At 56.6% G+C, this 24,778-nt stretch carries 25 protein-coding genes and 1 other annotated feature; of the genes, 14 read left to right on the top strand and 11 right to left on the bottom strand.

Annotated elements, in window-relative coordinates; genetic code table 11:
• Nucleotide 1 precedes the first annotated feature (1 nt).
• Nucleotides 2-178, bottom strand: a complete 177-nt coding sequence (gene rsmS, locus A6013_RS13790; RefSeq protein WP_045631461.1) for a pleiotropic regulatory protein RsmS — start codon at nt 176-178, stop codon at nt 2-4.
• Between the two features lie 14 nt (nt 179-192).
• Nucleotides 193-720, bottom strand: a complete 528-nt coding sequence (gene priC, locus A6013_RS13785) for a primosomal replication protein N'' (RefSeq protein ID WP_069733269.1) — start codon at nt 718-720, stop codon at nt 193-195.
• A gap of 50 nt (nt 721-770) precedes the next feature.
• Between priC and A6013_RS13780 the strand changes: the two genes are divergently transcribed.
• The 9 genes from A6013_RS13780 to A6013_RS13740 all read left to right on the top strand — a co-directional run bounded on the left by A6013_RS13780 (nt 771) and on the right by A6013_RS13740 (nt 10,139).
• Nucleotides 771-1,148 carry a DUF454 family protein gene (locus tag A6013_RS13780; protein ID WP_063942743.1) on the top strand — a complete coding sequence of 126 codons (378 nt, stop codon included), beginning with the start codon at nt 771-773 and terminating at the stop codon, nt 1,146-1,148.
• A 151-nt stretch (nt 1,149-1,299) separates the two neighbouring features.
• The gene (apt, locus tag A6013_RS13775) at nt 1,300-1,851 is read left to right on the top strand and encodes an adenine phosphoribosyltransferase (protein ID WP_000127359.1); all 552 of its coding nucleotides are present in this window, start codon (nt 1,300-1,302) and stop codon (nt 1,849-1,851) included.
• A gap of 88 nt (nt 1,852-1,939) precedes the next feature.
• On the top strand, nt 1,940-3,868 hold the full coding sequence (gene dnaX, locus A6013_RS13770; protein WP_047367624.1) for a DNA polymerase III subunit gamma/tau: 1,929 nt from the start codon (nt 1,940-1,942) through the stop codon (nt 3,866-3,868).
• Nucleotides 3,198-3,262 (top strand) — a sequence feature (DnaX frameshifting element). Its footprint overlaps the gene before it by 65 nt.
• Before the next feature lie 54 nt (nt 3,869-3,922).
• Nucleotides 3,923-4,255 carry a YbaB/EbfC family nucleoid-associated protein gene (locus A6013_RS13765; protein WP_003858972.1) on the top strand — a complete coding sequence of 111 codons (333 nt, stop codon included), beginning with the start codon at nt 3,923-3,925 and terminating at the stop codon, nt 4,253-4,255.
• Nucleotides 4,255-4,860: a recombination mediator RecR gene (gene recR, locus A6013_RS13760; protein WP_006809843.1), complete on the top strand. Its 606-nt coding sequence runs from the start codon at nt 4,255-4,257 to the stop codon at nt 4,858-4,860. The genes A6013_RS13765 and recR overlap by 1 nt, the downstream gene beginning before the upstream one ends.
• Nucleotides 4,861-4,970: 110 nt before the next feature.
• A complete protein-coding gene (gene htpG / locus A6013_RS13755) occupies nt 4,971-6,845 on the top strand; it encodes a molecular chaperone HtpG (protein WP_069733268.1) in 1,875 nt (624 codons plus the stop codon).
• A 195-nt stretch (nt 6,846-7,040) separates the two neighbouring features.
• The gene (adk, locus tag A6013_RS13750) at nt 7,041-7,685 is read left to right on the top strand and encodes an adenylate kinase (protein WP_006809841.1); all 645 of its coding nucleotides are present in this window, start codon (nt 7,041-7,043) and stop codon (nt 7,683-7,685) included.
• A gap of 124 nt (nt 7,686-7,809) precedes the next feature.
• Nucleotides 7,810-8,772, top strand: coding sequence for a ferrochelatase (hemH, locus tag A6013_RS13745; RefSeq protein WP_069733267.1), 963 nt, complete (start codon nt 7,810-7,812; stop codon nt 8,770-8,772).
• Between the two features lie 62 nt (nt 8,773-8,834).
• Nucleotides 8,835-10,139, top strand: coding sequence for an inosine/guanosine kinase (locus tag A6013_RS13740; protein ID WP_045260696.1), 1,305 nt, complete (start codon nt 8,835-8,837; stop codon nt 10,137-10,139).
• A 93-nt stretch (nt 10,140-10,232) separates the two neighbouring features.
• Here the strand turns inward: A6013_RS13740 and ybaL are convergent, their stop codons facing one another.
• Nucleotides 10,233-11,909, bottom strand: coding sequence for a YbaL family putative K(+) efflux transporter (ybaL, locus tag A6013_RS13735; protein ID WP_069733266.1), 1,677 nt, complete (start codon nt 11,907-11,909; stop codon nt 10,233-10,235).
• A gap of 232 nt (nt 11,910-12,141) precedes the next feature.
• Entirely contained in the window at nt 12,142-13,350 is a 1,209-nt protein-coding gene (locus A6013_RS13730; RefSeq protein WP_028012201.1) for an MFS transporter, read from the bottom strand.
• 164 nt (nt 13,351-13,514) lie between these two features.
• Between A6013_RS13730 and ushA the strand changes: the two genes are divergently transcribed.
• Nucleotides 13,515-15,167, top strand: a complete 1,653-nt coding sequence (gene ushA, locus A6013_RS13725) for a bifunctional UDP-sugar hydrolase/5'-nucleotidase UshA (RefSeq protein ID WP_069733265.1) — start codon at nt 13,515-13,517, stop codon at nt 15,165-15,167.
• Nucleotides 15,168-15,286: 119 nt separating this feature from the next.
• Here ushA and ybaK read toward each other — a convergent pair whose 3' ends face one another.
• The 7 genes from ybaK to A6013_RS13695 all read right to left on the bottom strand — a co-directional run bounded on the left by ybaK (nt 15,287) and on the right by A6013_RS13695 (nt 22,342).
• Nucleotides 15,287-15,766: a Cys-tRNA(Pro)/Cys-tRNA(Cys) deacylase YbaK gene (ybaK, locus tag A6013_RS13720; protein ID WP_008499307.1), complete on the bottom strand. Its 480-nt coding sequence runs from the start codon at nt 15,764-15,766 to the stop codon at nt 15,287-15,289.
• Between the two features lie 198 nt (nt 15,767-15,964).
• Nucleotides 15,965-16,759, bottom strand: a complete 795-nt coding sequence (locus tag A6013_RS13715) for a TraB/GumN family protein (protein ID WP_049000966.1) — start codon at nt 16,757-16,759, stop codon at nt 15,965-15,967.
• A 50-nt stretch (nt 16,760-16,809) separates the two neighbouring features.
• Nucleotides 16,810-19,308: a copper-exporting P-type ATPase CopA gene (gene copA, locus A6013_RS13710; protein ID WP_069733264.1), complete on the bottom strand. Its 2,499-nt coding sequence runs from the start codon at nt 19,306-19,308 to the stop codon at nt 16,810-16,812.
• Nucleotides 19,309-19,583: 275 nt separating this feature from the next.
• Complete coding sequence (locus tag A6013_RS13705; protein WP_048249721.1) at nt 19,584-20,468, bottom strand: type VI secretion system-associated protein TagO; 885 nt, start codon at nt 20,466-20,468, stop codon at nt 19,584-19,586.
• A 4-nt stretch (nt 20,469-20,472) separates the two neighbouring features.
• On the bottom strand, nt 20,473-20,805 hold the full coding sequence (locus tag A6013_RS13700) for a hypothetical protein (RefSeq protein WP_010428212.1): 333 nt from the start codon (nt 20,803-20,805) through the stop codon (nt 20,473-20,475).
• Between the two features lie 112 nt (nt 20,806-20,917).
• Nucleotides 20,918-21,166, bottom strand: coding sequence for an ogr/Delta-like zinc finger family protein (locus tag A6013_RS25275; RefSeq protein ID WP_045346406.1), 249 nt, complete (start codon nt 21,164-21,166; stop codon nt 20,918-20,920).
• Nucleotides 21,167-21,205: 39 nt separating this feature from the next.
• Complete coding sequence (locus A6013_RS13695; protein WP_069733263.1) at nt 21,206-22,342, bottom strand: phage late control D family protein; 1,137 nt, start codon at nt 22,340-22,342, stop codon at nt 21,206-21,208.
• Nucleotides 22,343-22,495: 153 nt separating this feature from the next.
• Here A6013_RS13695 and A6013_RS13690 point away from each other — a divergent pair, with 153 nt between their 5' ends.
• Genes A6013_RS13690 through A6013_RS25270 form a run of 4 tightly spaced genes read left to right on the top strand, consistent with a single transcriptional unit; the run spans nt 22,496 to nt 24,720 of the window.
• Entirely contained in the window at nt 22,496-23,677 is a 1,182-nt protein-coding gene (locus tag A6013_RS13690) for a phage tail sheath family protein (protein ID WP_069733322.1), read from the top strand.
• Nucleotides 23,678-24,193: a phage major tail tube protein gene (locus tag A6013_RS13685; RefSeq protein WP_006117904.1), complete on the top strand. Its 516-nt coding sequence runs from the start codon at nt 23,678-23,680 to the stop codon at nt 24,191-24,193. It abuts the gene before it with no gap.
• A 48-nt stretch (nt 24,194-24,241) separates the two neighbouring features.
• Entirely contained in the window at nt 24,242-24,559 is a 318-nt protein-coding gene (locus tag A6013_RS13680) for a phage tail assembly protein (protein WP_069733262.1), read from the top strand.
• Nucleotides 24,560-24,564: 5 nt separating this feature from the next.
• Nucleotides 24,565-24,720, top strand: coding sequence for a GpE family phage tail protein (locus A6013_RS25270; protein ID WP_032424037.1), 156 nt, complete (start codon nt 24,565-24,567; stop codon nt 24,718-24,720).
• Nucleotides 24,721-24,778 lie beyond the last annotated feature (58 nt).

Below are 24,778 nucleotides of genomic sequence, written 5' to 3'. Positions count from 1 at the left end.
TCTATTTTCCCTCTCCCACAGGGAGAGGGTTAGGGTGAGGGGGAAGTTTCCCCTCAAAATCCCGCCGCACAATCTCCAGCGCTTTAAGCACCGTCTCGGCCGGGATCTCATGATTCTCCAGAAGCATAATTAAGTCGACGGCCAGCTTGACCTCGTCGGGTGCATTTTCCAGTGACATAGATGTGGCTCCAGTTAACGGGTCAGGCGTTCAATCACGCGTTCAATCTCATCCAGCGCCTGACGGCAGCGGACGATGCGGCCTTCCAGCGCGCTAATCTCGCGCATCAATAGCTGCTGCTCTTCCAGCGTTTCGCTGTTGTTCAGGCGGGTTTCGCGCTCGCGCTTCATCTCAAACAGACGCCGCTCAAACTCCTGGTTCTCCAGCCGCTTGCGCTGCCATTTGCCCAGACCAGGCGAGGCGCTGTCCCACGCCCGTAGCGGCCAGGCGGCGATTTCGCGGTGCAGGGCAGTGATCTGCTCGGTAAGATGCTCCGCAAGCCACACCACCTGTTCCTGTTGTTCACTCTCAACCGCGTGGCGAAGCTCATCGAGGTTGGTCTGCATCTCAGCAAGGTAATCCTGAATGACGGTGCTGCGGGTGCGGAAAAGCTGCCGGTCAAAGCGCGGTTTCAGCGTGGCGTGTCCCATCAGCGGCGTGGCCTGCGCCCGCAGAGCGATCAGCTGATTTTGCAGCCTCTCAAGAAGCAGTGCTGTTTTCAATGCGCTCTCCAGTGGTAAAGTAGCCGTTCAGTTTGATAACGATTCGCATTATGCAGCGTACTATTTTAATCATCATTGGCTGGCTCGCGGTAGTGCTGGGTACGCTGGGCATCGTATTGCCCTTGCTGCCGACCACCCCGTTTATCCTGCTGGCCGCCTGGTGCTTCGCCCGCTCGTCGCCGCGTTTTCACCACTGGCTGCTGTATCGCTCGTGGTTTGGCGGCTACCTGCGGCACTGGCAAAAACACCGGGCCATGCCGCCCGGGGCCAAGCCGCGCGCCATTGCCTTTATCCTGATCACCTTCGCCGTTTCGTTATGGCTGGTGAACATGATGTGGGTGCGTATTCTGCTGCTGGCGATCCTGGCCTGCCTGCTGATCTTCATGTGGCGGATCCCCGTGGTTGATGAAAAGCAACAAAAGCACTGAAGCCTCATCATTGCGGTTGCAATTATGGCGCGCAGCCAGTAAATTCGACCGTTTTCGAGCACAGGTGCGCCTGGTCAAAGGTTAAACAACTGTTACTTTGACCGACTCGTCGCGCGCCGTGAGTAACACTGTTTCATTTAGGCACAAACCGATGACCGCAACTGCACAGCAGCTTGAATATCTGAAAAATAGCATCAAAAGCATCCAGGACTATCCAAAGCCTGGCATTCTTTTCCGTGATGTCACCAGCTTGCTGGAAGACCCGAAAGCGTACGCGCTCAGCATTGAACTGCTGGTCGAACGTTATAAAAACGCCGGGATCACCAAAGTAGTAGGTACCGAAGCCCGCGGCTTCCTGTTTGGCGCACCGGTTGCGCTGGCGATGGGCGTGGGTTTTGTGCCGGTGCGTAAGCCGCGCAAACTGCCGCGTGAAACCATCGCCGAGAGCTACGAGCTGGAGTACGGCACCGATCAGCTGGAGATCCACGTTGACGCGATCAAGCCCGGCGACAAAGTGCTGGTGGTGGACGATCTGCTGGCAACCGGCGGCACCATTGAAGCGACCGTCAAGCTGATCCGCCGTCTGGGTGGTGAAGTGACCGACGCGGCCTTCATCATCAACCTGTTCGATCTTGGCGGTGAACAGCGCCTGGAAAAACAGGGCATTACCAGCTACAGCCTGGTGCCTTTCCCGGGTCATTAATCCCGGTTTTCACAACCTCGCTCAATGGGTGAGGTTGTGATAGCATTCCCCTCCATAAATTCACCTTCCAGCGTTGCAGAGCCTGCCCATGAGTTATCAGGTGTTAGCCCGTAAATGGCGACCACAAACCTTTGCTGACGTTGTCGGTCAGGAACATGTGCTGACGGCCCTGGCGAACGGCTTGTCGCTAGGTCGCATCCATCACGCCTATCTTTTTTCCGGCACCCGCGGCGTCGGTAAGACTTCTATTGCCCGTCTGCTGGCGAAAGGTCTGAACTGCGAAACCGGGATCACCGCCACCCCGTGCGGCGTGTGTGACAATTGCCGCGAGATCGAGCAGGGGCGTTTTGTCGATCTGATCGAGATCGACGCCGCCTCGCGTACCAAGGTGGAAGACACCCGCGATCTGCTCGACAACGTGCAGTACGCCCCGGCGCGCGGCCGCTTCAAGGTCTACCTGATCGATGAAGTGCACATGCTGTCGCGCCACAGCTTTAACGCCCTGCTGAAAACGCTGGAAGAGCCGCCCGCGCACGTTAAATTCCTGCTGGCGACCACCGATCCGCAAAAGCTGCCGGTCACCATCCTGTCGCGCTGCCTGCAGTTCCACCTGAAGGCGTTGGACGTTGAGCAGATCCGCGCTCAGCTTGAGCACATCCTTGACGAAGAGAAGATCGTTCACGAGCCGCGCGCCCTGCAGCTGCTGGCCCGCGCGGCTGACGGCAGCCTGCGTGATGCGCTAAGCCTGACCGACCAGGCGATTGCCAGCGGTGACGGCAAGCTCTCGACCGAAGCGGTCAGCACCATGCTCGGCACGCTGGATGACGATCAGGCGCTGTCGCTCATCGAAGCGATGATTGCCGCCAACGGTGAGCGCGTGATGTCGCTGGTGAACGCGGCCGCTGCCCGCGGTATTGAGTGGGAAGCGCTGCTGGTCGAGATGCTCAGCCTGCTGCACCGCGTGGCGATGCTGCAGCTGTCTCCGTCGGCCATCGGTGCGGATATGGCCGCTATTGAACAGCGGATGCGTGAACTTGCCCGCACCGTGCCGCCTGCCGACGTGCAGCTGTATTACCAGACGCTGCTGATTGGCCGCAAAGAGTTACCGTTCGCGCCGGACCCCAGGATGGGCGTCGAAATGACGCTGCTGCGCGCGCTGGCGTTCCACCCGCGCATGCCGTTGCCGGAACCGGAAGCGCCCCGACAGTCCTTTGCGCCGGTTGCTCCGACCGCGGTAATGTCACCGCAGCAGGTGCCACCGCAGCCGACGCCGCCGCCACAGCAAAATGTGCCGCTGTCGGATGCCACCAGTTCGGTGCTTGCCGCACGCAGCCAGCTGCAGCGTGCGCAGGGAGTAACCAAACCAAAAAAGAGTGAACCGGCAGCGCCAGGAAGAGCGCGGCCGGTGAACAACGCCGCGCTTGAACGACTGGCCTCGGTAACGGAGCGCGTACAGTCGCGTCCGGCACCGTCCGCGCTCGAGCAGAAAGCCCCGGTGAAAGAAGAGGCTTACCGCTGGAAGGCGACCACCGTTGTTGAAACGGTCAAGGAAGTGGTCGCCACGCCGAAAGCGCTGAAAAAGGCGCTGGAGCATGAAAAAACGCCGGAGCTTTCCGCGAAGCTCGCCGAAGAATCTATTGCACGCGACGCCTGGGCCGCTGAGGTCAGCCAACTCCAGTTGCCGAAGCTGGTGGAGCAGGTCGCGCTAAACGCCTGGAAAGAGCAGGACGGCAATCAGGTGCGTCTGCACCTGCGTCCGGGCCAGCGGCACCTCAATTCCCCTGGCGCGCAAAAGGCGCTGGCCGAGGCGCTTGCTGCTTTACAGGGTTCACCGGTTGAATTGACTATCATTGAAGATGATAATCCGGCAGTGAAAACGCCGCTCGAGTGGCGCCAGGCCATTTATGAAGAGAAGCTCGCGCAGGCGCGCGAGGCAATTATTGCGGATAACAACATCCAGACCCTGCGCCGGTTCTTCGACGCCGATCTGGATGAAGAGAGTATTCGCCCCATTTGATCGTGAGTCTGACTTACGGTTGTAATCCTTAAACGTGAAAGAAGAGAGAAGCCTATGTTTGGTGGAAAAGGCGGTCTGGGTGGCCTGATGAAGCAGGCTCAGCAGATGCAGGAAAAAATGCAGAAGATGCAGGAAGAGATCGCTCAGCTGGAAGTCACGGGTGAATCCGGTGCCGGTCTGGTCAAGGTGACCATCAACGGTGCGCACAACTGCCGTCGCGTTGAAATCGACCCGAGCCTGCTCGAAGACGACAAAGAAATGCTGGAAGATCTGGTTGCAGCCGCGTTTAACGATGCCGCTCGCCGTATCGACGAAACCCAGAAAGAGAAAATGGCCTCTGTTTCCAGCGGTATGCAGCTGCCGCCGGGCTTTAAGATGCCGTTCTGATGCAAACCAGTCCGCTGCTCACGCAGTTAATGGAAGCACTGCGCTGCCTGCCGGGCGTTGGCCCGAAGTCGGCGCAGCGCATGGCGTTTACGCTATTGCAGCGCGACCGCAGCGGCGGGATGCGCCTGGCGCAGGCTCTGACCCGCGCCATGTCAGAAATTGGTCACTGTGCGGATTGCCGCACCTTTACCGAGCAGGACGTGTGTAACATCTGTACGAACCCGCGTCGTCAGGAAAACGGTCAGATTTGCGTGGTGGAGAGTCCGGCGGACATCTACGCCATCGAACAAACCGGGCAGTTTTCCGGCCGCTATTTTGTGCTGATGGGGCATCTCTCCCCGCTGGACGGCATTGGCCCGGACGATATCGGTCTCGATCGCCTTGAACAGCGTCTTGAGTCCGAAACCATCAAAGAGGTGATCCTCGCCACCAACCCCACGGTGGAAGGGGAGGCAACCGCCAACTATATCGCCGAGCTGTGCGCGCAGTACGGCGTTGACGCCAGCCGCATCGCCCACGGCGTGCCGGTCGGCGGCGAGCTGGAGATGGTCGACGGCACCACGCTGTCGCACTCGCTGGCCGGACGACACAAGATTATTTTCTGACCAAACGGAGGCTGCGCGCGCGGCCTCCGCTTGAAAATTTCCCCCCTTATCCCCATCTCTCACTCAACGTTTTACAACCCCATTAAATGGCATTGTTGAGGTCGACTTAGATGAAAGGACAAGAAACCCGTGGTTTCCAGTCAGAAGTAAAACAGCTTCTGCACCTGATGATCCATTCCCTGTATTCCAACAAAGAAATTTTCCTGCGTGAGCTGATTTCCAACGCCTCCGATGCGGCGGACAAGCTGCGCTTCCGCGCGCTGTCCAACCCGGATCTGTATGAAGGCGACGGCGAGCTGCGCGTGCGCGTCTCTTTCAACAAAGAGAACCGCACCCTGACCATCGCTGATAACGGCATCGGGATGAACCGCGACGAGGTGATCGACCACCTCGGGACCATCGCTAAATCCGGCACCAAAGCGTTCCTGGAGTCCATGGGCTCTGACCAGGCGAAAGACAGCCAGCTGATTGGCCAGTTCGGCGTAGGCTTCTACTCGGCGTTCATCGTGGCGGACAAAGTCACCGTGCGCACCCGCGCGGCGGGCGACAGCGCCGAGAACGGCGTGCTGTGGGAATCCAAAGGGGAAGGCGAATACACCGTTGATGACATCACCAAAGCGGATCGCGGCACCGAAATCACCCTCCACCTGCGCGAAGGGGAAGACGATTTCCTGAACGACTGGCGCGTACGCTCTATCATCAGCAAATATTCCGACCACATCGCGCTGCCGGTAGAGATTGAAAAACAGGAAGAGAAAGACGGTGAAACCGTGGTTTCCTGGGAGAAAATCAACAAGGCGCAGGCGCTGTGGACGCGTAACAAGGCTGAAATCAAAGACGACGAGTACAACGAGTTTTATAAGCACATCGCCCACGACTTTACAGACCCGCTGACCTGGAGCCACAACCGCGTGGAAGGGAAGCAGGAGTACACCAGCCTGCTGTATATCCCGGCACAGGCACCGTGGGACATGTGGAACCGCGATCACAAGCACGGCCTGAAGCTGTACGTGCAGCGCGTCTTCATCATGGACGACGCCGAGCAGTTCATGCCGAACTACCTGCGCTTTGTTCGTGGCCTGATAGACTCCAACGATCTGCCGCTGAACGTCTCCCGCGAAATCCTCCAGGACAGCACCGTCACCCGTAATCTGCGTAACGCCTTGACCAAACGTGCGTTGCAGATGCTGGAAAAACTGGCGAAAGACGACGCGGAAAAATACCAGACCTTCTGGAAACAGTTCGGCCTGGTGCTGAAAGAAGGCCCGGCTGAAGACATGGCGAACGTTGAAATGATCGCTAAACTGCTGCGCTTCGCCTCTACGCACACCGACTCCTCCGCCCAGACCGTGTCGCTGGAAGAGTACGTCTCCCGCATGAAGGAAGGGCAGGAGAAGATCTACTACATCACCGCCGACAGCTATGCGGCAGCGAAGAGCAGCCCGCACCTGGAGCTGCTGCGTAAGAAAGGCATCGAAGTGCTGCTGCTTTCTGACCGCATCGACGAGTGGATGATGAACTACCTGACCGAGTTCGACGGTAAGGCGTTCCAGTCCGTTGCCAAAGCCGACGAGTCCATCGACAAGCTGGCGGATGAAGTGGACGAAAGCGCGAAAGAAGCCGAGAAGGCGCTGGAGCCGTTCGTTGAGCGTGTCAAAACCCTGCTGGGCGACCGCGTGAAAGAGGTGCGCTTTACGCACCGTCTGACCGATACTCCGGCGATTGTCACCACCGATGCCGACGAAATGAGCACCCAGATGGCGAAGCTGTTCGCCGCGGCGGGCCAGGCCGTGCCGGAAGTGAAATATATCTTTGAGCTTAATCCGGATCATCCGCTGGTGAAACGCGCGGCGGATACCCAGGATGAAGCTCGCTTTGCCGAGTGGGTTGAACTCCTGCTGGATCAGTCCCTGCTGGCCGAGCGCGGCACCCTGGAAGATCCTAACCTGTTCATTAAACGTGTGAATGCGCTGCTGCTGGCGTAACTGACCACGTCTCCCCTGGTCTTCTCCCTCTCCCCGTGGGAGAGGGCCGGGGTGAGGGCACCAGACCGCACTCTCCCAAATTATCTCCCCCCATTAACCGTTTCAGCCTTCCCGCCTTCCTTGAGCCACGCCCGTTCTGGTGGTATTGTTTAGCGCTTTTGAAAAATTGAAACGACATTTGAGGGGATTTTCGCAATGCGTATTATTCTGCTTGGCGCTCCGGGCGCGGGTAAAGGAACTCAGGCTCAGTTCATCATGGAGAAATACGGTATTCCGCAAATCTCCACCGGTGACATGCTGCGCGCCGCTGTAAAATCTGGCTCCGAGCTGGGTAAACAAGCGAAAGACATCATGGACGCAGGCAAGCTGGTAACCGACGAGCTGGTTATCGCGCTGGTTAAAGAGCGCATTGCGCAGGAAGACTGCCGCAACGGTTTCCTGCTGGACGGCTTCCCGCGCACCATTCCTCAGGCTGACGCCATGAAAGAAGCGGGCATCAACGTGGACTACGTTCTGGAGTTCGACGTACCGGACGAGCTGATCGTTGACCGTATCGTTGGCCGTCGCGTGCACGCTGCCTCTGGCCGCGTTTACCACATCAAATTCAACCCGCCTAAGGTTGAAGGCAAAGACGACGTGACCGGCGAAGAGCTGACCACCCGTAAAGACGATCAGGAAGAGACCGTGCGTAAACGCCTGGTGGAATACCATCAGATGACCGCGCCGCTGATTGGCTACTACACCAAAGAAGCGCAGGCGGGTAACACCAAATACGCCAAAGTTGACGGCACCAAAGCCGTGGCTGACGTACGTGCAGAGCTGGAAAAAATCCTCGGCTAATCACGCGCCTCTCACCCGGGCTTCCGGGTGAGAAATATTCTCATCTTACCTATTACAGCAATGGGTTTCGTTTAAACGCATTTCCGCTACAATTGACAACCTATCAAATGGTTAAGAGGCGTGAATGAGTCAGGCGAAAACCGGCATCCTGCTTGCCAATCTGGGCACCCCAGAAGCACCCACTCCAGCGGCGGTAAAACGCTACCTGCGACAATTTTTAAGCGACACGCGCGTCGTGGATTTTCCGAGACTGCTGTGGTGGCCGCTGCTGCGTGGCGTCATTCTGCCGATTCGCTCTCCGCGCGTCGCCAAACTTTATCAGTCCGTCTGGATGGAGGAGGGCTCGCCGCTGATGGTGTACAGCCGTCGTCAGGAAAAAGCGCTGGCCGCCCGTCTGCCGGATATGCCCGTCGCACTCGGCATGAGCTACGGTAAACCTTCGCTGGAAAGTGCCGTCGATGCGCTGCTGGCACAGGGCGTGGATCATATCGTCGTGCTGGCCTTGTATCCGCAGTACTCCTGCTCGACGGTGGCCGCCGTCTGGGACGAGCTGGCGCGTATTCTGAAGACGCGTCGCCGCATTCCGGGCGTGACCTTTATTCGCGATTACGCCGATAACGACCTCTACATCAAGGCGCTTGCCAACACCGCCCGAGCATCGTTTGAGAAACACGGCGAGCCGGATCTGCTGCTGCTCTCCTATCACGGTATTCCGCAGCGTTTCGCCAATGAAGGGGATGATTACCCCCAGCGCTGCCGGGATACCACCCGCGAGCTGGTCTCCGCCCTTGGCCTGCCGCCGGAGAAGGTGATGATGACCTTCCAGTCGCGCTTTGGCCGCGAGCCGTGGCTGACGCCGTACACCGATGAAACCCTCAAAATGCTCGGCGAGAAGGGCGTGAAGCACATTCAGGTGATGTCGCCGGGCTTCTCGGCGGACTGCCTTGAAACGCTGGAGGAGATCGCGGTGCAAAACCGGGAATTTTTCCTTGAGGCCGGCGGCGAAAAGTATGAGTACATTCCGGCGCTTAACGACTCACCTGAGCATATCGACATGATGGTCTCGCTGGTGACGAACAGCCGCTGATCGCACTCCGGGCCGGGTTTGTGCTACCATTCCCGGCCCATATTCTTCGTACAGTTCAGACCATGAAATTTCCCGGTAAACGCAAATCCAAACACTACTTTCCCGTCGATGCCCGCGATCCGCTCCTGCAGCAAATCCAGCCTGAAAATGAAACCAGCGCGGCCTGGGTTGTCGGTATCGACCAGACGCTGGTGGACATTGAAGCGAAAGTGGATGATGAGTTTGTCGCCCGTTACGGTCTGAGCGCCGGTCACTCGCTGGTGATTGAGGACGACGTTGCCGAAGCGCTGTACCAGGAGCTGGTGCGCGAAAATCTGATTACCCATCAGTTCGCTGGCGGCACCATCGGCAACACCATGCACAACTACTCGGTGCTGGCAGATGACCGCTCGGTGCTGCTCGGCGTGATGTGCAGCAATATCGAAATCGGTGGCTACGCCTACCGCTACCTGTGCAACACCTCCAGCCGCACCGATCTTAACTATCTCCAGGGCGTAGACGGGCCGATTGGCCGCTGCTTTACGCTGATCGGCGAATCCGGCGAGCGTACCTTTGCCATCAGCCCGGGCCACATGAACAAGCTGCGCGCGGAAAGCATTCCCGAAGAGGTGATCGCGGGCGCGTCTGCGCTGGTACTGACCTCCTACCTGGTGCGCTGCAAGCCGGGCGAGCCTATGCCGGAAGCGACCATGAAGGCGATTGAGTACGCGAAAAAGTACGATGTGCCGGTAGTGTTAACCCTGGGCACCAAATTTGTGATTGCCGATAACCCGGAGTGGTGGCAGACCTTCCTGAAAGAGCACGTCTCGATTCTGGCGATGAACGAAGAAGAGGCCGAGGCGCTGACCGGTGAAAGCGATCCGCTGCTGGCGTCCGACAAAGCGCTGGACTGGGTGGATCTGGTGCTCTGCACCGCGGGTCCGGTTGGGCTGTATATGGCGGGGTTCACGGAAGAAGAGAGCAAGCGCAAAACCCAGCACCCGCTGCTGCCGGGGGCGATTGCGGAGTTCAACCAGTACGAGTTCAGCCGCGGCATGCGCCACAAAGACTGCGTGAATCCGCTGCGTATCTACTCCCACATTGCGCCGTATATGGGCGGGCCGGAGAAGATCATGAACACTAACGGCGCGGGCGACGGCGCGCTGGCCGCGCTGCTGCATGACATTACCGCGAACGCCTATCACAAAACTAACGTGCCGAACTCCAGCAAGCACAAGTTCAGCTGGCTGACCTATTCCTCGCTGGCGCAGGTGTGTAAGTACGCCAACCGCGTGAGCTACCAGGTACTGAACCAGCATTCGCCGCGCTTAACGCGCGGTCTGCCGGAACGAGAAGACAGCCTCGAAGAGGCGTACTGGGACAGGTAAAAGCAAAACGGCAACCTGTGGTTGCCGTTTTTAGTATTTGTTCCCTCTCCCTGTGGGAGAGGGCCAGGGTGAGGGCATCAGGCCGCAGCAAACTTACCCCGTAACCGCCTCTTCAACTGGCGGCTTCGTCAGCAGCGTCAGCATGGTGTTCGCAATCTCACGCTCGCCCATCACCACCTGATTCGCGCCGCGCTCGGTAATGTACTCCACCTCGTCGTCATAGTGCGCTCGGGCAATGATCTCAATACCGGGGCACTTATCACGCGCGGAGGCCACAATCTCACCCGCTTCATAACCGTTTGGAATGGTCAGCAGCAGCCAGCGGGCGCAGTCCAGATGTGCCAGCTCCATGATCTCTTCGTTTGCCGCATTGCCCAGCACCGCACGAATCCCGCGCTCGCGAAGCTCATCCACGCGGGTGCGTGACGTCTCAATCACCACCAGCGGGATCCCCTGAGCCATCAGCTTCTCGCCGAGCAGGCTACCCACGCGGCCAAAGCCCACCAGCAGGGCGTGATTACAAATATCCACCGGGATCTGCTTCTCTTCTTCCGTTGCCTCTTCCAGCGTCTGCTCTTCGAGGGTTTCGGTCTTCTCGAGGTATTTTTCCAGCAGGGCAAACAATACCGGGTTTAGCATGATGGAGAGGATTGCCCCTGCCAGCACCAGATTTTGCCCCGCCTGTGGCAGCAGGTTCAATGCCATGCCCAGACCGGCCAGAATAAAGGCGAACTCACCGATCTGCGCCAGGCTGGCGGCAATGGTCAGCGCCGTGCGCGGGGAGTGGCCGAACATTCGCACCAGGAAGAAAGCCGCGAGCGACTTACCAAAAATAATGATCGCCAGCGTGCCCAGCACGGCCAGCGGCTGCTGGATCAGCACCAGCGGGTCGAACAGCATCCCGACGGAGACGAAGAACAGCACGGCAAACGCATCGCGCAGCGGCAGCGTGTCGTGCGCCGCACGGTGGCTCAGCTCGGATTCGTTCAGCACCATCCCGGCGAAGAACGCCCCCAGGGCAAAGGAGACATCAAACAGCTCAACGGCACCGAAGGCGATGCCCAGCGCCAGCGCAAGGACGGAGAGCGTAAACAGCTCGCGGGAGCCGGTCGCCGCGCTGCGGGACATGATCCACGGCACCAGACGGCGGCCAACCAGCATCATGATGGCGATAAAGGCCACCACCTTACCGATGGTGATGCTCATATCCAGCGCCAGCGAGGCGAAGCCAATGTTCTCTTTTTCCATCATCCCGGCGACGGCGGGCAGCAGCACCAGCGTCAACACCATCACCAGATCTTCCACAATCAGCCAGCCAATCGCGATTTGCCCGCGCTGGCTGTCTATCAGCTGCCTCTCTTCAAGCGCGCGCAGCAGCACCACGGTACTGGCGGTGGAGAGGCACAGCCCAAAGACGATGCCGGTCATCAGCGACCAGCCCAGCACTGCCGAAAGCGCCATGCCCAGCAGCGTCGCCACCCCTATCTGGGCGATCGCTCCGGGTATGGCGATCGACTTTACCGCCATCAGGTCCTTCAGCGAAAAATGCAGACCGACGCCAAACATCAGCAGGATCACGCCCAGTTCCGCCAGCTCTGGCGCCAGTTTGGTATCCGCCACGAAGCCTGGCGTGAAAGGCCCCGCCAGTACACCCGCTAACAAATAGCCGACAAGAGGAGAAATACGCAGCTTATTGGCAATCATGCCAAGGATAAAAGCGAGCACAAGTCCACCAACAATGGTGGTAATAAGCGGTGTGGCGTGGTGCATTCCGTCTCCTTTCGTGGTGAGTGTTCCATTTTTGGCGTGAATACCAAAAAGCCAGGTAATAGTTTATGACAATTTTTACCCTTATGTTTATTAATAATTGTTGAAGTTTGAATAAAACAGCAATATGCGCGTAAAAAAGCGCATTTTGATAAATTACGCAAGAGGAGAAAGAAGAAACCCTTATGGCATCAGGCTGTCAGGCAGCCAAAGTCAAACTTTGGCTGCCCGTAATTTACGCTTTGTGGCGGTTATCAGGCAGGAATATGGTCAACATCCCAAGAAGTGGCAGGAAAGCGCAGATTTTATAAACCAGGAAGATGCTGGTGTGATCCGCAACCATCCCTAATACCGCTGCACCCAGCCCGCCCATGCCGAAGGCGAAACCGAAAAAAAGTCCGGAAACCATACCGATACGACCCGGCAGCAGCTCCTGGGCATAGACCAGAATGGCGGAAAACGCGGAGGCGAGGATAAAACCAATAATCACGGTCAAAATCCCCGTCCATTCAAGGCTGGCGTACGGCAAAATGAGGGTAAACGGCGCCACCCCGAGGATAGAGCCCCAAATGACATATTTACGGCCAATTTTATCCCCCACCGGCCCGCCAATGACCGTTCCTGCGGCCACCGCGAAGAGGAAAGCAAACAGGTGAAACTGTGCGTTTTGTACCGATAATCCGAATTTTTGCATCAGATAAAAGGTGTAATAGCTGCTAATGCTCGCCATATAGAAGTATTTGGAGAAAATCAGCACCAGCAGCACGGAGACCGCAAGAATGACCTTATTACGAGGCAGGGGATTGATAACCTTCGCTTTAGGTTTCCCTTTGTTCACGCGATGCTGCGCGGCATACCAGCGGCTGATTTGCGCCAGCACGACAATCGCCAGCAGGGCGGCCAGCACAAACCAGGCCACATTGCCTTTGCCATACGGGGCGATAATCACCGCCGCCAGCAGCGGGCCGAGGGAGCTACCGAAGTTGCCCCCTACCTGGAAGAGTGACTGCGCCAGCCCGTGACGGCCACCGGAGGCCATACGCGCCACGCGGGACGATTCCGGATGGAAGACGGACGAGCCGGTTCCCACCAGCGCGGCGGCGAGCAGAACCGCTTCAAAACTGCCTGCCATGGCCAGCAGCACCAGCCCGCTTAAGGTAAAGCACATGCCTATCGGCAGCGACCACGGCATCGGGTATTTATCCGTCCAGTAACCCACCACCGGCTGCAGCAGCGACGAGGCCAGCTGGAAGGTCAGGGTGATCATCCCGATCTGTACGAAGGTTAACGAAAACTCGGACTGCAGCAGCGGGTAGATCGCCAGAATCAACGACTGGATCATGTCGTTGAGCAGGTGCGAGAGGCTGATTGCGCCTAAAACTTTAAAAGAGGTGCGCGACGCCGGCGCGCCCGGAGCGGGCTGGGTTGATTCACTGATTGCCATAAATACCACGTCAATTTGTTATTAGAGATGCAGGGAGTAATTATTATCCGACTAACATACTCGTCCGTGACATTTGAAGAAAGTCGCAATTCTGAAAACTTATTTGTCTATTCTTGTTAGTCACTGTAATTTTTGCCTTTGTCTATTGGTCAGGGAGAGAGAAGATGAAGTTAATGAAGCGGGGCGTCGCGCTGGCGCTTATTGCCGCATGGGGCCTGGCAAGCCTGCCCGCGCAGGCGTATGAAAAAGATAAAACCTATAAAATCACCATTCTGCATACCAACGATCATCACGGTCATTTCTGGCGCAGTGAATACGGCGAGTATGGTCTGTCGGCGCAAAAAACGCTGGTGGACGGCATTCGCAAAGAGGTGGCGGCCCAGGGCGGCAGCGTGTTGCTGCTGTCGGGCGGGGATATTAATACCGGCGTGCCGGAATCGGATTTACAGGATGCTGAACCCGATTTCCGCGGCATGAATTTAATCGGTTACGACGCGATGGCCGTCGGCAACCACGAGTTTGACAATCCGCTGAGCGTGCTGCGCCAGCAGGAGAAATGGTCCAAATTCCCGTTCCTCTCCGCCAATATTTACCAGAAAAGCACCGGCGAACGTCTGTTTAAACCGTGGGCGCTGTTTAAGCGTCAGGATCTCAAAATCGCGGTCATCGGCTTAACCACCGACGATACGGCAAAAATCGGTAACCCTGAGTTCTTCACCGATATCGAATTCCGCAAACCGGCAGACGAAGCGAAGCTGGTGATTCAGGAGCTGCAGCAGAACGAAAAGCCGGACGTGATTATCGCCACTACCCACATGGGACACTACGATAACGGCGAGCACGGCTCCAATGCGCCCGGCGACGTGGAGATGGCGCGCAGCCTGCCAGCGGGCTCGCTGGCGATGATTGTGGGCGGTCACTCACAGGATCCGGTGTGCATGGCGTCGGAGAACAAAAAGCAGGTGGACTACGTGCCGGGCACGCCGTGTGCGCCAGATCGTCAGAACGGGATCTGGATTGTGCAGGCCCACGAGTGGGGTAAATACGTGGGTCGGGCGGACTTTGAGTTTCGTAACGGTGAGATGAAGCTGGTGCGCTATCAGCTCATCCCGGTGAACCTGAAGAAGAAAGTCACCTACCCGGACGGGAAAAGCGAGCGCGTACTTTACACGCCAGAGATTGCTGAAAACCAGCAGATGCTCTCCCTGCTGACGCCGTTCCTGAACAAGGGCAAGGCGCAGCTGGACGTGAAAATCGGCACGCTGAACGGTCGTCTGGAAGGGGACCGCAGTAAAGTCCGCTTCGTGCAGACCAACATGGGCCATCTGGTGCTGGCGGCGCAGATGGCGCGCACGAATGCGGACTTCGGCGTGATGAGCGGCGGCGGCATTCGTGACTCCATCGAAGGCGGAAACATCACCTATAAAGACGTGCTGAAGGTGCAGCCGTTCGGCAACGTGGTGGTGTATGCGGATATGAGCGGGAAAGAGGTCGTTGACTACCTGACCGCCGTAGCGCAGATGAAGCCGGACTCGGGTGCCTATCCGCAGTTTGCTAACGTCAGCTTTGTGGCGAAGGACGGCAAGCTCAACGATCTGAAAATCAAAGGCGAGCCGGTAGACCCTGCGAAAACCTACCGTCTGGCGACGTTAAGCTTTAACGCCACCGGTGGCGACGGCTATCCGCACATCGATAATAAACCGGGCTACGTAAACACCGGTTTTATCGATGCGGAAGTGCTGAAGCAGTACATCGAGCAGAACTCGCCGATTGACGTGAATGCCTATGAGCCGAAAGGTGAGGTGAGCTGGCAGTAGTGTTGTGCGGCCTGATGCCCTCACTCCAACCCTCTCCCACCGGGAGAGGGCGCGAACACAAAAAACGGTAACGCCTGTTACCGTTTTGCTTTTACCTCGTAGCCGCCACCCGGCTTTTTTTACTCCCGGCGGGCAATATCCGCAAACTTCGCATCCAGCATTTTCGCCAGATCGCCCGCGGCCAGTTCAATATCCAGCCCGCGTTTACCGCCCGAAATATAGATCGTCTCAAATTCCTGCGAAGGCGCATCGATCAGCGTCGGCAGGCGTTTTTTCTGTCCGAGCGGGCTGATCCCGCCCACCAGATAGCCCGTGGTGCGTTGCGCAACCATCGGGTCCGCCATATCCACCTTTTTCGCCCCCAGCGCTTTCGCTACCTTTTTGAGATCGAGCTGTCCGGCAACGGGCGTTACCGCCACGGCGAGGTGCTTCATATCGCCATTCACCGCCACCAGCAGCGTTTTATAGACCTGGTCAGCGTTCAGCCCCAGCTTGCGCACCACTTCATCACCAAAGTTGGTTTCGTTCGGATCGTGATCGTAGGTATGGATCCGGAAAGAAATATTGTTTTTTTCGAGTAATTTAACGGCGGGAGTCATAGCTATCCTTCTTACGACAGACAATTCATGCAGCCAGCATACGCCTGACGTTTGTCTAAAAAATAGCACCATCTTGCGCAATAGTGTTGGCAGTGATGGTCACTTTGAGCGACAATCGGCTCAGCCGAAGGTCACTTCGGTATAATAAAAACGATGAAATTCCTCTTTGACGGGCCAATAGAGATATTGGCCATTTTTTTATTTCAACAGCGACGGCAAATTCCCTTCGCCGTATAAATGCAGCGCCCCGACTGCGACCACGTACTCCCCCGCAGGTAAAGCATGCAGCGTCTCTCGCCAGGCTTTGTTGCGCGCATTCATCAGCACATCATAAAGCGATTCACTGAACGTCGACGGTAGCGCCAGCTTACCGTCCGCGGGCGGCGCATCCAGCCACCAGCCAATCATGGTTTGCAGCAGACGCGCGTTGGTGTGCCAGTGGGTCAGGGTATCATCCAGCAGCATCAGACCGTCGTCAGGAAGCTGGCGCAGGAGCGCAATCTGGCTGTCCGTCCCTTCCAGCTCGATGATGGGCATACGGCGCGCCCGCGCCACGTTCAGCAGCTGGTAATCAATGCCGTAGTCACCGCGCAGGCCCAGACGCTGCGCCTGCGTGGCCTGCAGCACCATCGCAATTTGCCACAGCGGCAGGTTGTCAATCATGGAGAGCGACACGCCGGTTTCTGCCGCCACGCGCCTCAGCTCCGCGAGCTGGTCGTCGTTCAGGCGCTCCGCCAGCGGGAGATCGCTTTCAAGCCCGGCAAACGGCGACTCGTGGCCGGAAATGTCCGCCTCGACGACCAGCGCGTCGGCGCGCTTCAGGCGTTTTATCAGACCGGATGGCAGAGGAGACATTCCCTGCGTGCCCATATGGATGCTGCCGACCAGGTGCAGGTGTTGCCCGCCGGGAAGCGAGATATCCAGGCCGGGCCAGGCATAGCGGCGGGGAAAGAGGGCGCGAAACGATGCTTTTATACGATTAAACAGACTCATACGCGCTCCATGACCGGAAAGGGTCATGCTAGCGCGTACGAGAACAAGGTTCAATCCTTCGGTTTAAACCGCAGCAGACGGTTGGCGTTGCTCACCACGGTAATGGAGGAGAGTGCCATCGCCGCACCCGCAACCACCGGGTTCAGCAGGGTACCGGTCAGCGGCCACAAAATGCCGGCAGCAACCGGAATACCGAGCGAGTTATAGATGAACGCCCCCAGCAGGTTCTGCTTCATGTTGCGCAACGTGGCTTTCGAAATGGCCAGGGCGTCGGCCACGCCCATCAGGCTGTGGCGCATCAGCGTGATGGCCGCGGTTTCGATGGCGACATCGCTCCCGCCACCCATAGCTATTCCTACGTCCGCCTGGGCCAGCGCCGGGGCGTCGTTGATGCCGTCGCCCACCATCGCCACCTGGCGACCCTGACTTTGCAGGTTCTTGATGGCGTCCGCTTTGCCGTCCGGCAGCACGCCCGCAATCACCTCATCAATACCGGCCTCTTTCGCGATGGCGTTGGCGGTGGTCGGGTTATCCCCGGTCAGCATCACCAGGCGATAGCCCGCGCGGTGCAGGCGCTGTAAGGCATCCACGCTGTCCTGGCGAAGCGGATCGCGCACGGCCAGCAGCGCGGCGGCTTTGCCATCCACCGCCAGCAGAACCGGGGTGGCGCCCCGAGACGCCTGTGCTTTCAGCTCTTCTTCCAGCGCGGACGTATCAACACCGTTTTCATTCAGCAATGCCTGGTTACCCAGCAGCAGCGCGTGGCCGTCGGCTTCACCGCTGACGCCAAGCCCGCGCAGGGTACGGAAATTGCTGACCTGCGGCAGGGCAGAAGCATTCGCCTTATCGAGAATGGCGCGGGCCAGTGGGTGGCTGGAACCTTGCTCCAGCGCGGCGGCAAGGCGCAGCGCATCCTCTTGCGCAATGCCAGCGGTACTCACGGCCACTACCTGCGGTTTGCCTTCGGTCAGCGTACCGGTTTTATCAAAGACAATCGTATCCAGGGTGCTCGCCCGCTGCAGGGCATCCGCATCACGGACCAGCACGCCAAACTCGGCGGCACGGCCCACGCCGGAGATAATCGACATCGGCGTCGCCAGACCAAGAGCGCACGGACAGGCGATGATCAGCACCGTAGTGGCGATGACCAGGGTGTAGACAATTTGAGGTGCCGGGCCGAAGAAATACCAGATCGCCGCGCTGAGCAGAGCAATGCCGACCACTACCGGCACAAAAATGGCCGAGATTTTGTCAGCAAGCTGGCCAATCTCCGGCTTGCTGCTCTGGGCCTGGCGGACCATGCGGATAATACGCGACAGCGTGGTGTGGCTACCGACGGCACTGGCGCGAAACAGCACGCTGCCGTCCTGCACTACCGTACCGGCATGAACCGCATCACCCTGTGATTTTTGCTGGGGGATCGGCTCCCCGGTCAACATCGCTTCATCCAGCCAGGCGTCGCCCTGGGTGATTTCACCGTCGACGGGCACCCGGTCGCCGGTGGTCAGGCGCAGCGTCATGCCCGGCTGTACCTCCGCCAGCGGGACGCTTTTTTCCCCATCGTCCGTGACCACGCGGGCCGTCGGCGGGGTTAAATCGAGCAAGCGTTCCAGCGCTTTCGAGGAGCGCTGACGGGCGCGCGCTTCCAGCATGTGGCCCAGGTTAATCAGGCCGATAATCATGGCGCTGGCTTCATAATAGAGATGGCGGGCTTCCATCGGGAACCACTGGGGCCAGACGTTCACGCTCATGGAGTACAGCCACGCCGCGCCGGTACCGAGCGCAACCAGCGTATCCATCGTCGCCGTGCGGTTTTTCAGGCTCTTCCAGGCGCTGGTATAAAAATGCCCACCTGCAAAGACCATGACCGCAAGGGTAATTAAACCAATCACCAGCCACAGCGTGCGGTTGTCTGCGGTGACCATCATGTTGTCACCCATCATGCCCCACACCATTACCGGAATACCGACCAGCAGGGCGACGATCGCCTGCCAGCGGAAGCGTTTCATGGTGGCAATAGCCGTTTCCTGCTGGCGTTCGCGGCGCTCGGCATCATCTTCAATAGCCTCCGCCCCGTAGCCCGCTTTTTCCACGGCCTGCACTAAATCTGCGGCGGAGGCACTGCCCATCACCAGCGCAGTACGCTCCGCAAGGTTGACCCGTGCCTGTGCGACGCCCGGTACCGCCTGCAGGGCGTTCTGCACGCGGGAGACGCAGCTGGCGCAGCTCATGCCGTTGATCAGCAGCTGTTGGCTGTCATCAATATCATCCGCTGCCGGAAGCTCAGGAGTGGCCGCTGTCAGTGCTTCCGACGGGGATGATGACTCTGCCAGCGGGTTAGCCTTTGGGTGGCTTAACTCCGCCCCATAACCGGCCTGTTTAATGGTATCAATCAGCGCGTCCGCGCTGGCGCTGCCGGTCACGGCGGCATGGTCGATAGTCACTTCAGCGCTTTCAACGTCAGGACGCTGTTCCAGGCTTTCTTTAACGCGTTTGACGCAGTGGCCGCAGGAGAGGCCGTCCAGCGTCAGGTCGATAGTGTGAGACATAACAAAACTCCCGTATAATATATTGGTCAGTTGTTGACCGGAGTAACGCTTTTCGCTAACTGTTATGAAGGTTAAACCTTCCATCAAGGGGAAGGTCAAGAATTTAAATTGCTGATTGAAAGGGATTTTTAAAATCAGCGTCCACATAGCGTCCACACTTCGACAAAAGTGTCCACATTACAATGACAAAGCCCCGCTTGTTGAGCGGGGCTTTTTTCATAACAAGTTACTCTTCATCGTCTGAAGGTAGCTCTGGTTAATGACATAAACTTCGTTTACTTCCAACCACAAGCTTTTTGAAGCGGTTTCATTGCATCTGAAAGGCCCTTCAGATCGAAGGTTGCGCTCACAGGGGCTTCATTGTATGGGGTGATTCTGGTGAACATTTTGTCTGCTTTAGCTAGAGATTTAATGAAATCGATGTCACTACCCTTGTAAAAAACTGCTTTGGTATCAGTTGAGATAGACCATTCTTTTTCAACTGCTTTCTGCTTATCCAGGCGGTAGAGCATGCTAGTTTGCTCAAGACCTAGGTACACATCCCAGTTAATGAATACCTCCGTTTTCTTTTCGCGGCAGGCTACATACATTGTTGGAATCACACTTTCTCCAAAAGGAGTTCGAATGTAATCATTACTGTTAAGTGAGAGGATTATGTTTTTTGAGTCGTCTACCGGCGAGGTGCTAATTGATGTTTGCCACTTGCCAGGGTTAGAAACAGAATTTTCTACAGCTTCAGTTTCTGCGGATGTAGTCTGCGGGAATAGCTTGTCGAAACATGCCAGCCTTTTAGTGCCATTAATTTCACTTTGGCACTCTAACAACTTAGCTCGGTCAGGTTGCTGATAATCAGTTTTTGCTGACGTGTTTATCGTGCTTGTTGTAGCTTTAAACGTTGGTGAGAAGAAGCGATCGTAACAAGATAGTCGTTTATCGTTATCTTTCTCCTCAGGGCATTGATCTCTACTCTCGAATTTATCAGCATTTTGTGTTCGTGATGGCGGTATTGATTTGTCGTAACAAGAAAGTCGTTCAGCATTATTTTCCATAGCCCGACATTCAAGTACTGCATTGAAGTTTTTATGTTCACTTCCTGCGTATACAGACGCTGCATTGAGTGCCATAAATGATGCTATTGCATTTAAAAACAGCTTTTTCATTTAATCATCCCTTTGGTCTTGTGAGGAATACAAGGATACCGATGATTATGTCGCCTATAACCCAGACACTAGCGATTGCCATTAAACCTAGACCGGTACCAATTGCAGCCCCAGCTCTTTCTGCATCGGAAGTTGCGTGATTTATTACTTCACCACTCCCACCTAATCCTGCGAAGAGGCAGTAGATCATAAATAAGTTGAACAGTATAAAAGCCCACTTGATGACTTTTCCAAAAAGTGAACGCCGTGGCTTTTTAAGCTGCTTCCCACATGACGGGCAGCGTAATGCTGTATCACTTACATCCTTAAGACACTCTGGACAGCTGACCAATGCCATAAACAAATCTCCTTAAATGAAAATCTTATCTTTTTGTTACAAATCATTGGGATTTTATCGGATTTGGACACATTGACAAGTGAAAAGCCCCGTTACATTGCGGGGCTTTTGTTTAAATAATCAGGCTAAGTTGATTATTTCCATAGTGCGAGGCGGGAAAGGCATCGCGGGGGATGAAGTCTGGCGGTAACGGTGCAGTACCTGCACGCTTTGTTACCTCCCTTTCTACGCTGTTAAGCGTGGTGAATGACCGGCTACATTCCAGATTCTGACACTGGTGATATTGCCGGATTGTCATATCGGTTATTTTACGGCTGGTACGGGTGCGGGCCATAGCGCCGCAAAAAGGACATCTGAACATAATGATGGCTCCCCTGTGGGAGTTGAACTCCATTTCATTTTATTCAGTTTCCGCTATCCAGTCAGGTATTTTCGCTTCCAGCTCCAGCCGGGTGGTAAAGCCGCTGTCGTCTATGACGTGCTCAGCGCGCGCAATAATCCAGTCCTGATTATCTATTTCATCCTTAAAACCGCTAACCGTGACGTGCATTTCGGGGTAAAGCTCAGCGCGGCCACGCGCCAGGGTGATCGAGAACTCGGCTGCACCACGCTGAAGCTGTTGCCATTTTGCCGCTGCTGCACGTTTTGCCGCTTCTTCATTCTGGTAGGTCTTGCGCAGCACATAGATGTTACCGTCTGCGCCTTCCATGTAATCGCCCTCACGGCTGCTGCTCTTCTCTTTTTTGGGCTTTGCTGGCTTACGGCGCTTAACGCTGACCTTTTTCTTTTTGCCGAAATTGAGATCCAGCCAGTAAGCCCTGACGCCGGTATACGCATCCCGATCGGCAATACGAAAGCGGTGCCGATCGCCGCTCGTCCGGTCAATACTGGCAGAGGGTAACGCCTTCCCGTCAGCGGTAACACCTCCGCCCGGGAGGATAAACAGCAGACTGCCGTTCTTTACGGTGGCAATTGCGCCCAGCATTTCCGCCATGCGGGTAAGGAATGACATATCGCTTTCCTGCGTCTGGTCAGCGTGATCAATCTCAATATCCATGAGCATTTCACTGATCTGCGCTTTCAGGCCGTAGCGGTGTGCAATGGCCGATACAACGCGCTCAACGGTCACGTCATGCCATGAGACTTCGCGCTTTACGTTGAACTCTTCACGAAAATCAGCGCTGCGGGCAGTAATACCAATGATATCACCCGGCCCTTCATGGGATACCTCATCAACCGTGTACAGTCCCTTGTAAATCAGCGGCTCACCCAGCCAGCCAATTGATACCGCAAGCTCAGCGCCACGCGGAGGCAGAGCAACCATACCGTCACTATCATCAACAGAAATGGAAAGCTGATCGGCATCAAAACCCCGATTGTCCGTCAGTGACAACGACATGATCCGCTCGTCAAGCTGCGTCCGTACCTTGCCGCCCATCGTTATGCTGAATCCCGGACTTTTTACCGCCTCGGTCAGTGAATCGTTATAACTGCTAACGGCGTCGTTAAGTGATTTTGTCAGGTCTGTAAGTGCCATGCTTTCCCCCTTCTTTCGGCGAAGGATCCCACGCGCGCGGGAGAGGCCAAATCGGTTTTTGTTGTCGCCGTCCGGCCAGACCCGCAATAGCGTGAGTGACATTCAGACATGAGGGATTATCACTGCGAACTCAATAACGTAATGGTGGCTAACATGTCAGAGACACGTTTCCACGGTGTACGCGTCCGGGAGAATACCGACCTGGTGACGGCCATCAATGACATTGAATCAAGTGTCATTGGGGTCGTTGCCGTAGCGGATGATGCCGACGCGGAAACCTTTCCCCTGAATACCCCCGTGTTGCTGACGCGGGTTAACAACGTGCTGGGTAAGGCGGGTAAAACCGGCTCCCTGTACAAAACGCTTAAAGCCATCGCTGACCAGACCAGTCCGAAGGTTATCGTTGTGCGCGTGGCAGCAGCCACGGAAGAGGAAGGCGGTAAAACGCAGTCGCAGCTCATCATGGGTGGCACGGCAGAAGACGGCAGCTATACCGGCATGTACGCGTTTCTTACTGCCGAGCAGAAGGTGGGTTATCGTCCGCGCATTCTGGCCGTGCCGGGCTACGACACGGAAGAAGTGACCTCCGCGCTGTGCGTCATTGCACAAAACCTGCGCGCGTTTGTTTACGCCAGTTGCTATGGATGCAAAACGATGGCTGAAGCCACCGCATATCGTGCGACCTTCGCCTATCGCGAGCTAATGCTTATCTGGCCTGATTTCATCGCATACAACCCGCAGACAGGAGAAAACGAAACCTTCCCGGCCCCTGCGTATGCCTGCGGCCTGCGTGCGCTGATTGACAACAATCAGGGCTGGCATAAATCGCTTTCCAATGTATCGGTAAGCAACGTGCTGGGTATTTCGCAGGATGTTTTCTGGTCGCTTCAGGCCGAAGACAGCGACGCGAACGAATTGAACAACAAGGAGATCACGACGCTCATCAAGCGTAACGGTTTCCGGTTCTGGGGCAACCGCGTTACGGACACCAAAGACTATATCTTTGAGGTTTACACCCGTACGGCACAGATTCTGGCTGACAGTATCGCTGAGGCGCAATTTGAATCAGTGGACGAACCGCTAACCCCGTCCAACGTCAAGGACGTGGTCAGCGGCATCAGCGGCAAACTCAATTCGCTGGTGACGCAGGGGCGGCTAATTGGTGCTGAATGCTGGTTTGATATCCTGGATAACCCGACAACCGGTCTCCGTCATGGTCAGGTACGCATTCGCTATAAATATACACCGGTTCCGCCAATGGAAGATCTGACGCTCTACCAGACCTTCACGGACGAGTATTTCGAATCGGCGTTTTCTTCCCTGGGAGGTGCATAAATGGCGGTTCCTCACAAACTGCGCCTGTTCACCTGCTTTGTGAACGGCAGCAACTGCATCGGCAAAGTCTCTTCCGTGACGCTGCCAAAACTGACCCGTAAAACTGAAGATTTTCAGGGCGGCGGGATGATTGGCTCCGCTGCGGTGGATCTCGGTCTGGACAGTGGCGCGCTGGACACCACGATGGTGGTTGGTGGTCTGGTTCAGTCGCTTCTGCTGAACTACTGCGGCGATATCGACGAGACCCGCTTCCGCTTCGCCGGTGAGTATTACACCGATGGTGAAAGCCTGCTGGTAGAGGTCGAACTGCGCGGCCGGATCACCGAAATGGACGGCGGCGAAAGCAAGCAGGGAGAAGACACCTCCGTCAGTTACACGATGAAGAACACCTATTACAAGCTCACCATCGACGATAAGCCGCTGTTTGAGTTTGATCTGCTGAACTTCATCTACAAGAAAGACGGCAAGAATATCTACCCTGACCGCATCACGTCTGCGCTGGGAATGGGTAACTGATTAACCAGATAAGTGGCGGCACAGCCGTGCCGCCCGGAGCATTCAACAATGAGCAAAAAAAACGATAACGCGATTACGCTGGCAAAACCCGTTGTTCGCGGCGATGAGAAAATTACTCAGGTAACGATCACGGATGAGATCAAACAGGCTGGTTCCCTGCGTGGGCTGAAGCTTGTCAACGTGATGAATATGGATGTGGATTCTGTGGCGGTGCTGCTGACCCGCGTCACGTCACCGCGCCTCAAACAGACCGAAATTAACGAAATGGATACCCGCGATTTCGTCAGCCTGTCAGAAGCGCTCGTCCCTTTTTTGACACCTGCGGCGTCTGGAGCATCGAGCGAGGCGGAGACGGAGAATCAGTAACACTCCTGCGGTTCGACCTGATCGACGATCTGGTTGCTGATATCGCGGTTGTTTTCAACTGGCCGCCCTCTGAAGTCTTCACGATGGAACTGGGCGAAGTCATAGCCTGGCGTGAGCGGGCGGCTGTCCGAAGTGGAGCCAGTGACAGTGAAAAGCCTTAATATCCGCGTCGCGTTCAGCGCGATCGATAAACTTACCCGCCCGGTCAATGCCGCCCGC

It is taken from the genome of Enterobacter sp. IF2SW-B1 (assembly GCF_001743375.1).
In the GTDB taxonomy this organism is placed as follows: Bacteria; Pseudomonadota; Gammaproteobacteria; order Enterobacterales; family Enterobacteriaceae; genus Enterobacter; species Enterobacter bugandensis.
The sequence above is the reverse complement of the archived record's forward strand: the minus strand, read 5'-3'. Positions and strand labels throughout refer to the sequence as shown.

What these genes read in the sequence shown, in the direction of transcription:
- rsmS (WP_045631461.1), bottom strand. Translation starts at nt 178, where the DNA reads ATGTCACTGGAAAATGCACCCGACGAGGTCAAGCTGGCCGTCGACTTA.
- A6013_RS13780 (WP_063942743.1), top strand. Translation starts at nt 771, where the DNA reads ATGCAGCGTACTATTTTAATCATCATTGGCTGGCTCGCGGTAGTGCTG.
- apt (WP_000127359.1), top strand. Translation starts at nt 1,300, where the DNA reads ATGACCGCAACTGCACAGCAGCTTGAATATCTGAAAAATAGCATCAAA.
- dnaX (WP_047367624.1), top strand. Translation starts at nt 1,940, where the DNA reads ATGAGTTATCAGGTGTTAGCCCGTAAATGGCGACCACAAACCTTTGCT.
- A6013_RS13765 (WP_003858972.1), top strand. Translation starts at nt 3,923, where the DNA reads ATGTTTGGTGGAAAAGGCGGTCTGGGTGGCCTGATGAAGCAGGCTCAG.
- recR (WP_006809843.1), top strand. Translation starts at nt 4,255, where the DNA reads ATGCAAACCAGTCCGCTGCTCACGCAGTTAATGGAAGCACTGCGCTGC.
- htpG (WP_069733268.1), top strand. Translation starts at nt 4,971, where the DNA reads ATGAAAGGACAAGAAACCCGTGGTTTCCAGTCAGAAGTAAAACAGCTT.
- adk (WP_006809841.1), top strand. Translation starts at nt 7,041, where the DNA reads ATGCGTATTATTCTGCTTGGCGCTCCGGGCGCGGGTAAAGGAACTCAG.
- hemH (WP_069733267.1), top strand. Translation starts at nt 7,810, where the DNA reads ATGAGTCAGGCGAAAACCGGCATCCTGCTTGCCAATCTGGGCACCCCA.
- A6013_RS13740 (WP_045260696.1), top strand. Translation starts at nt 8,835, where the DNA reads ATGAAATTTCCCGGTAAACGCAAATCCAAACACTACTTTCCCGTCGAT.
- ybaL (WP_069733266.1), bottom strand. Translation starts at nt 11,909, where the DNA reads ATGCACCACGCCACACCGCTTATTACCACCATTGTTGGTGGACTTGTG.
- A6013_RS13730 (WP_028012201.1), bottom strand. Translation starts at nt 13,350, where the DNA reads ATGGCAATCAGTGAATCAACCCAGCCCGCTCCGGGCGCGCCGGCGTCG.
- ushA (WP_069733265.1), top strand. Translation starts at nt 13,515, where the DNA reads ATGAAGTTAATGAAGCGGGGCGTCGCGCTGGCGCTTATTGCCGCATGG.
- ybaK (WP_008499307.1), bottom strand. Translation starts at nt 15,766, where the DNA reads ATGACTCCCGCCGTTAAATTACTCGAAAAAAACAATATTTCTTTCCGG.
- A6013_RS13715 (WP_049000966.1), bottom strand. Translation starts at nt 16,759, where the DNA reads ATGAGTCTGTTTAATCGTATAAAAGCATCGTTTCGCGCCCTCTTTCCC.
- copA (WP_069733264.1), bottom strand. Translation starts at nt 19,308, where the DNA reads ATGTCTCACACTATCGACCTGACGCTGGACGGCCTCTCCTGCGGCCAC.
- A6013_RS13705 (WP_048249721.1), bottom strand. Translation starts at nt 20,468, where the DNA reads ATGAAAAAGCTGTTTTTAAATGCAATAGCATCATTTATGGCACTCAAT.
- A6013_RS13700 (WP_010428212.1), bottom strand. Translation starts at nt 20,805, where the DNA reads ATGGCATTGGTCAGCTGTCCAGAGTGTCTTAAGGATGTAAGTGATACA.
- A6013_RS25275 (WP_045346406.1), bottom strand. Translation starts at nt 21,166, where the DNA reads ATGTTCAGATGTCCTTTTTGCGGCGCTATGGCCCGCACCCGTACCAGC.
- A6013_RS13695 (WP_069733263.1), bottom strand. Translation starts at nt 22,342, where the DNA reads ATGGCACTTACAGACCTGACAAAATCACTTAACGACGCCGTTAGCAGT.
- A6013_RS13690 (WP_069733322.1), top strand. Translation starts at nt 22,496, where the DNA reads ATGTCAGAGACACGTTTCCACGGTGTACGCGTCCGGGAGAATACCGAC.
- A6013_RS13685 (WP_006117904.1), top strand. Translation starts at nt 23,678, where the DNA reads ATGGCGGTTCCTCACAAACTGCGCCTGTTCACCTGCTTTGTGAACGGC.
- A6013_RS13680 (WP_069733262.1), top strand. Translation starts at nt 24,242, where the DNA reads ATGAGCAAAAAAAACGATAACGCGATTACGCTGGCAAAACCCGTTGTT.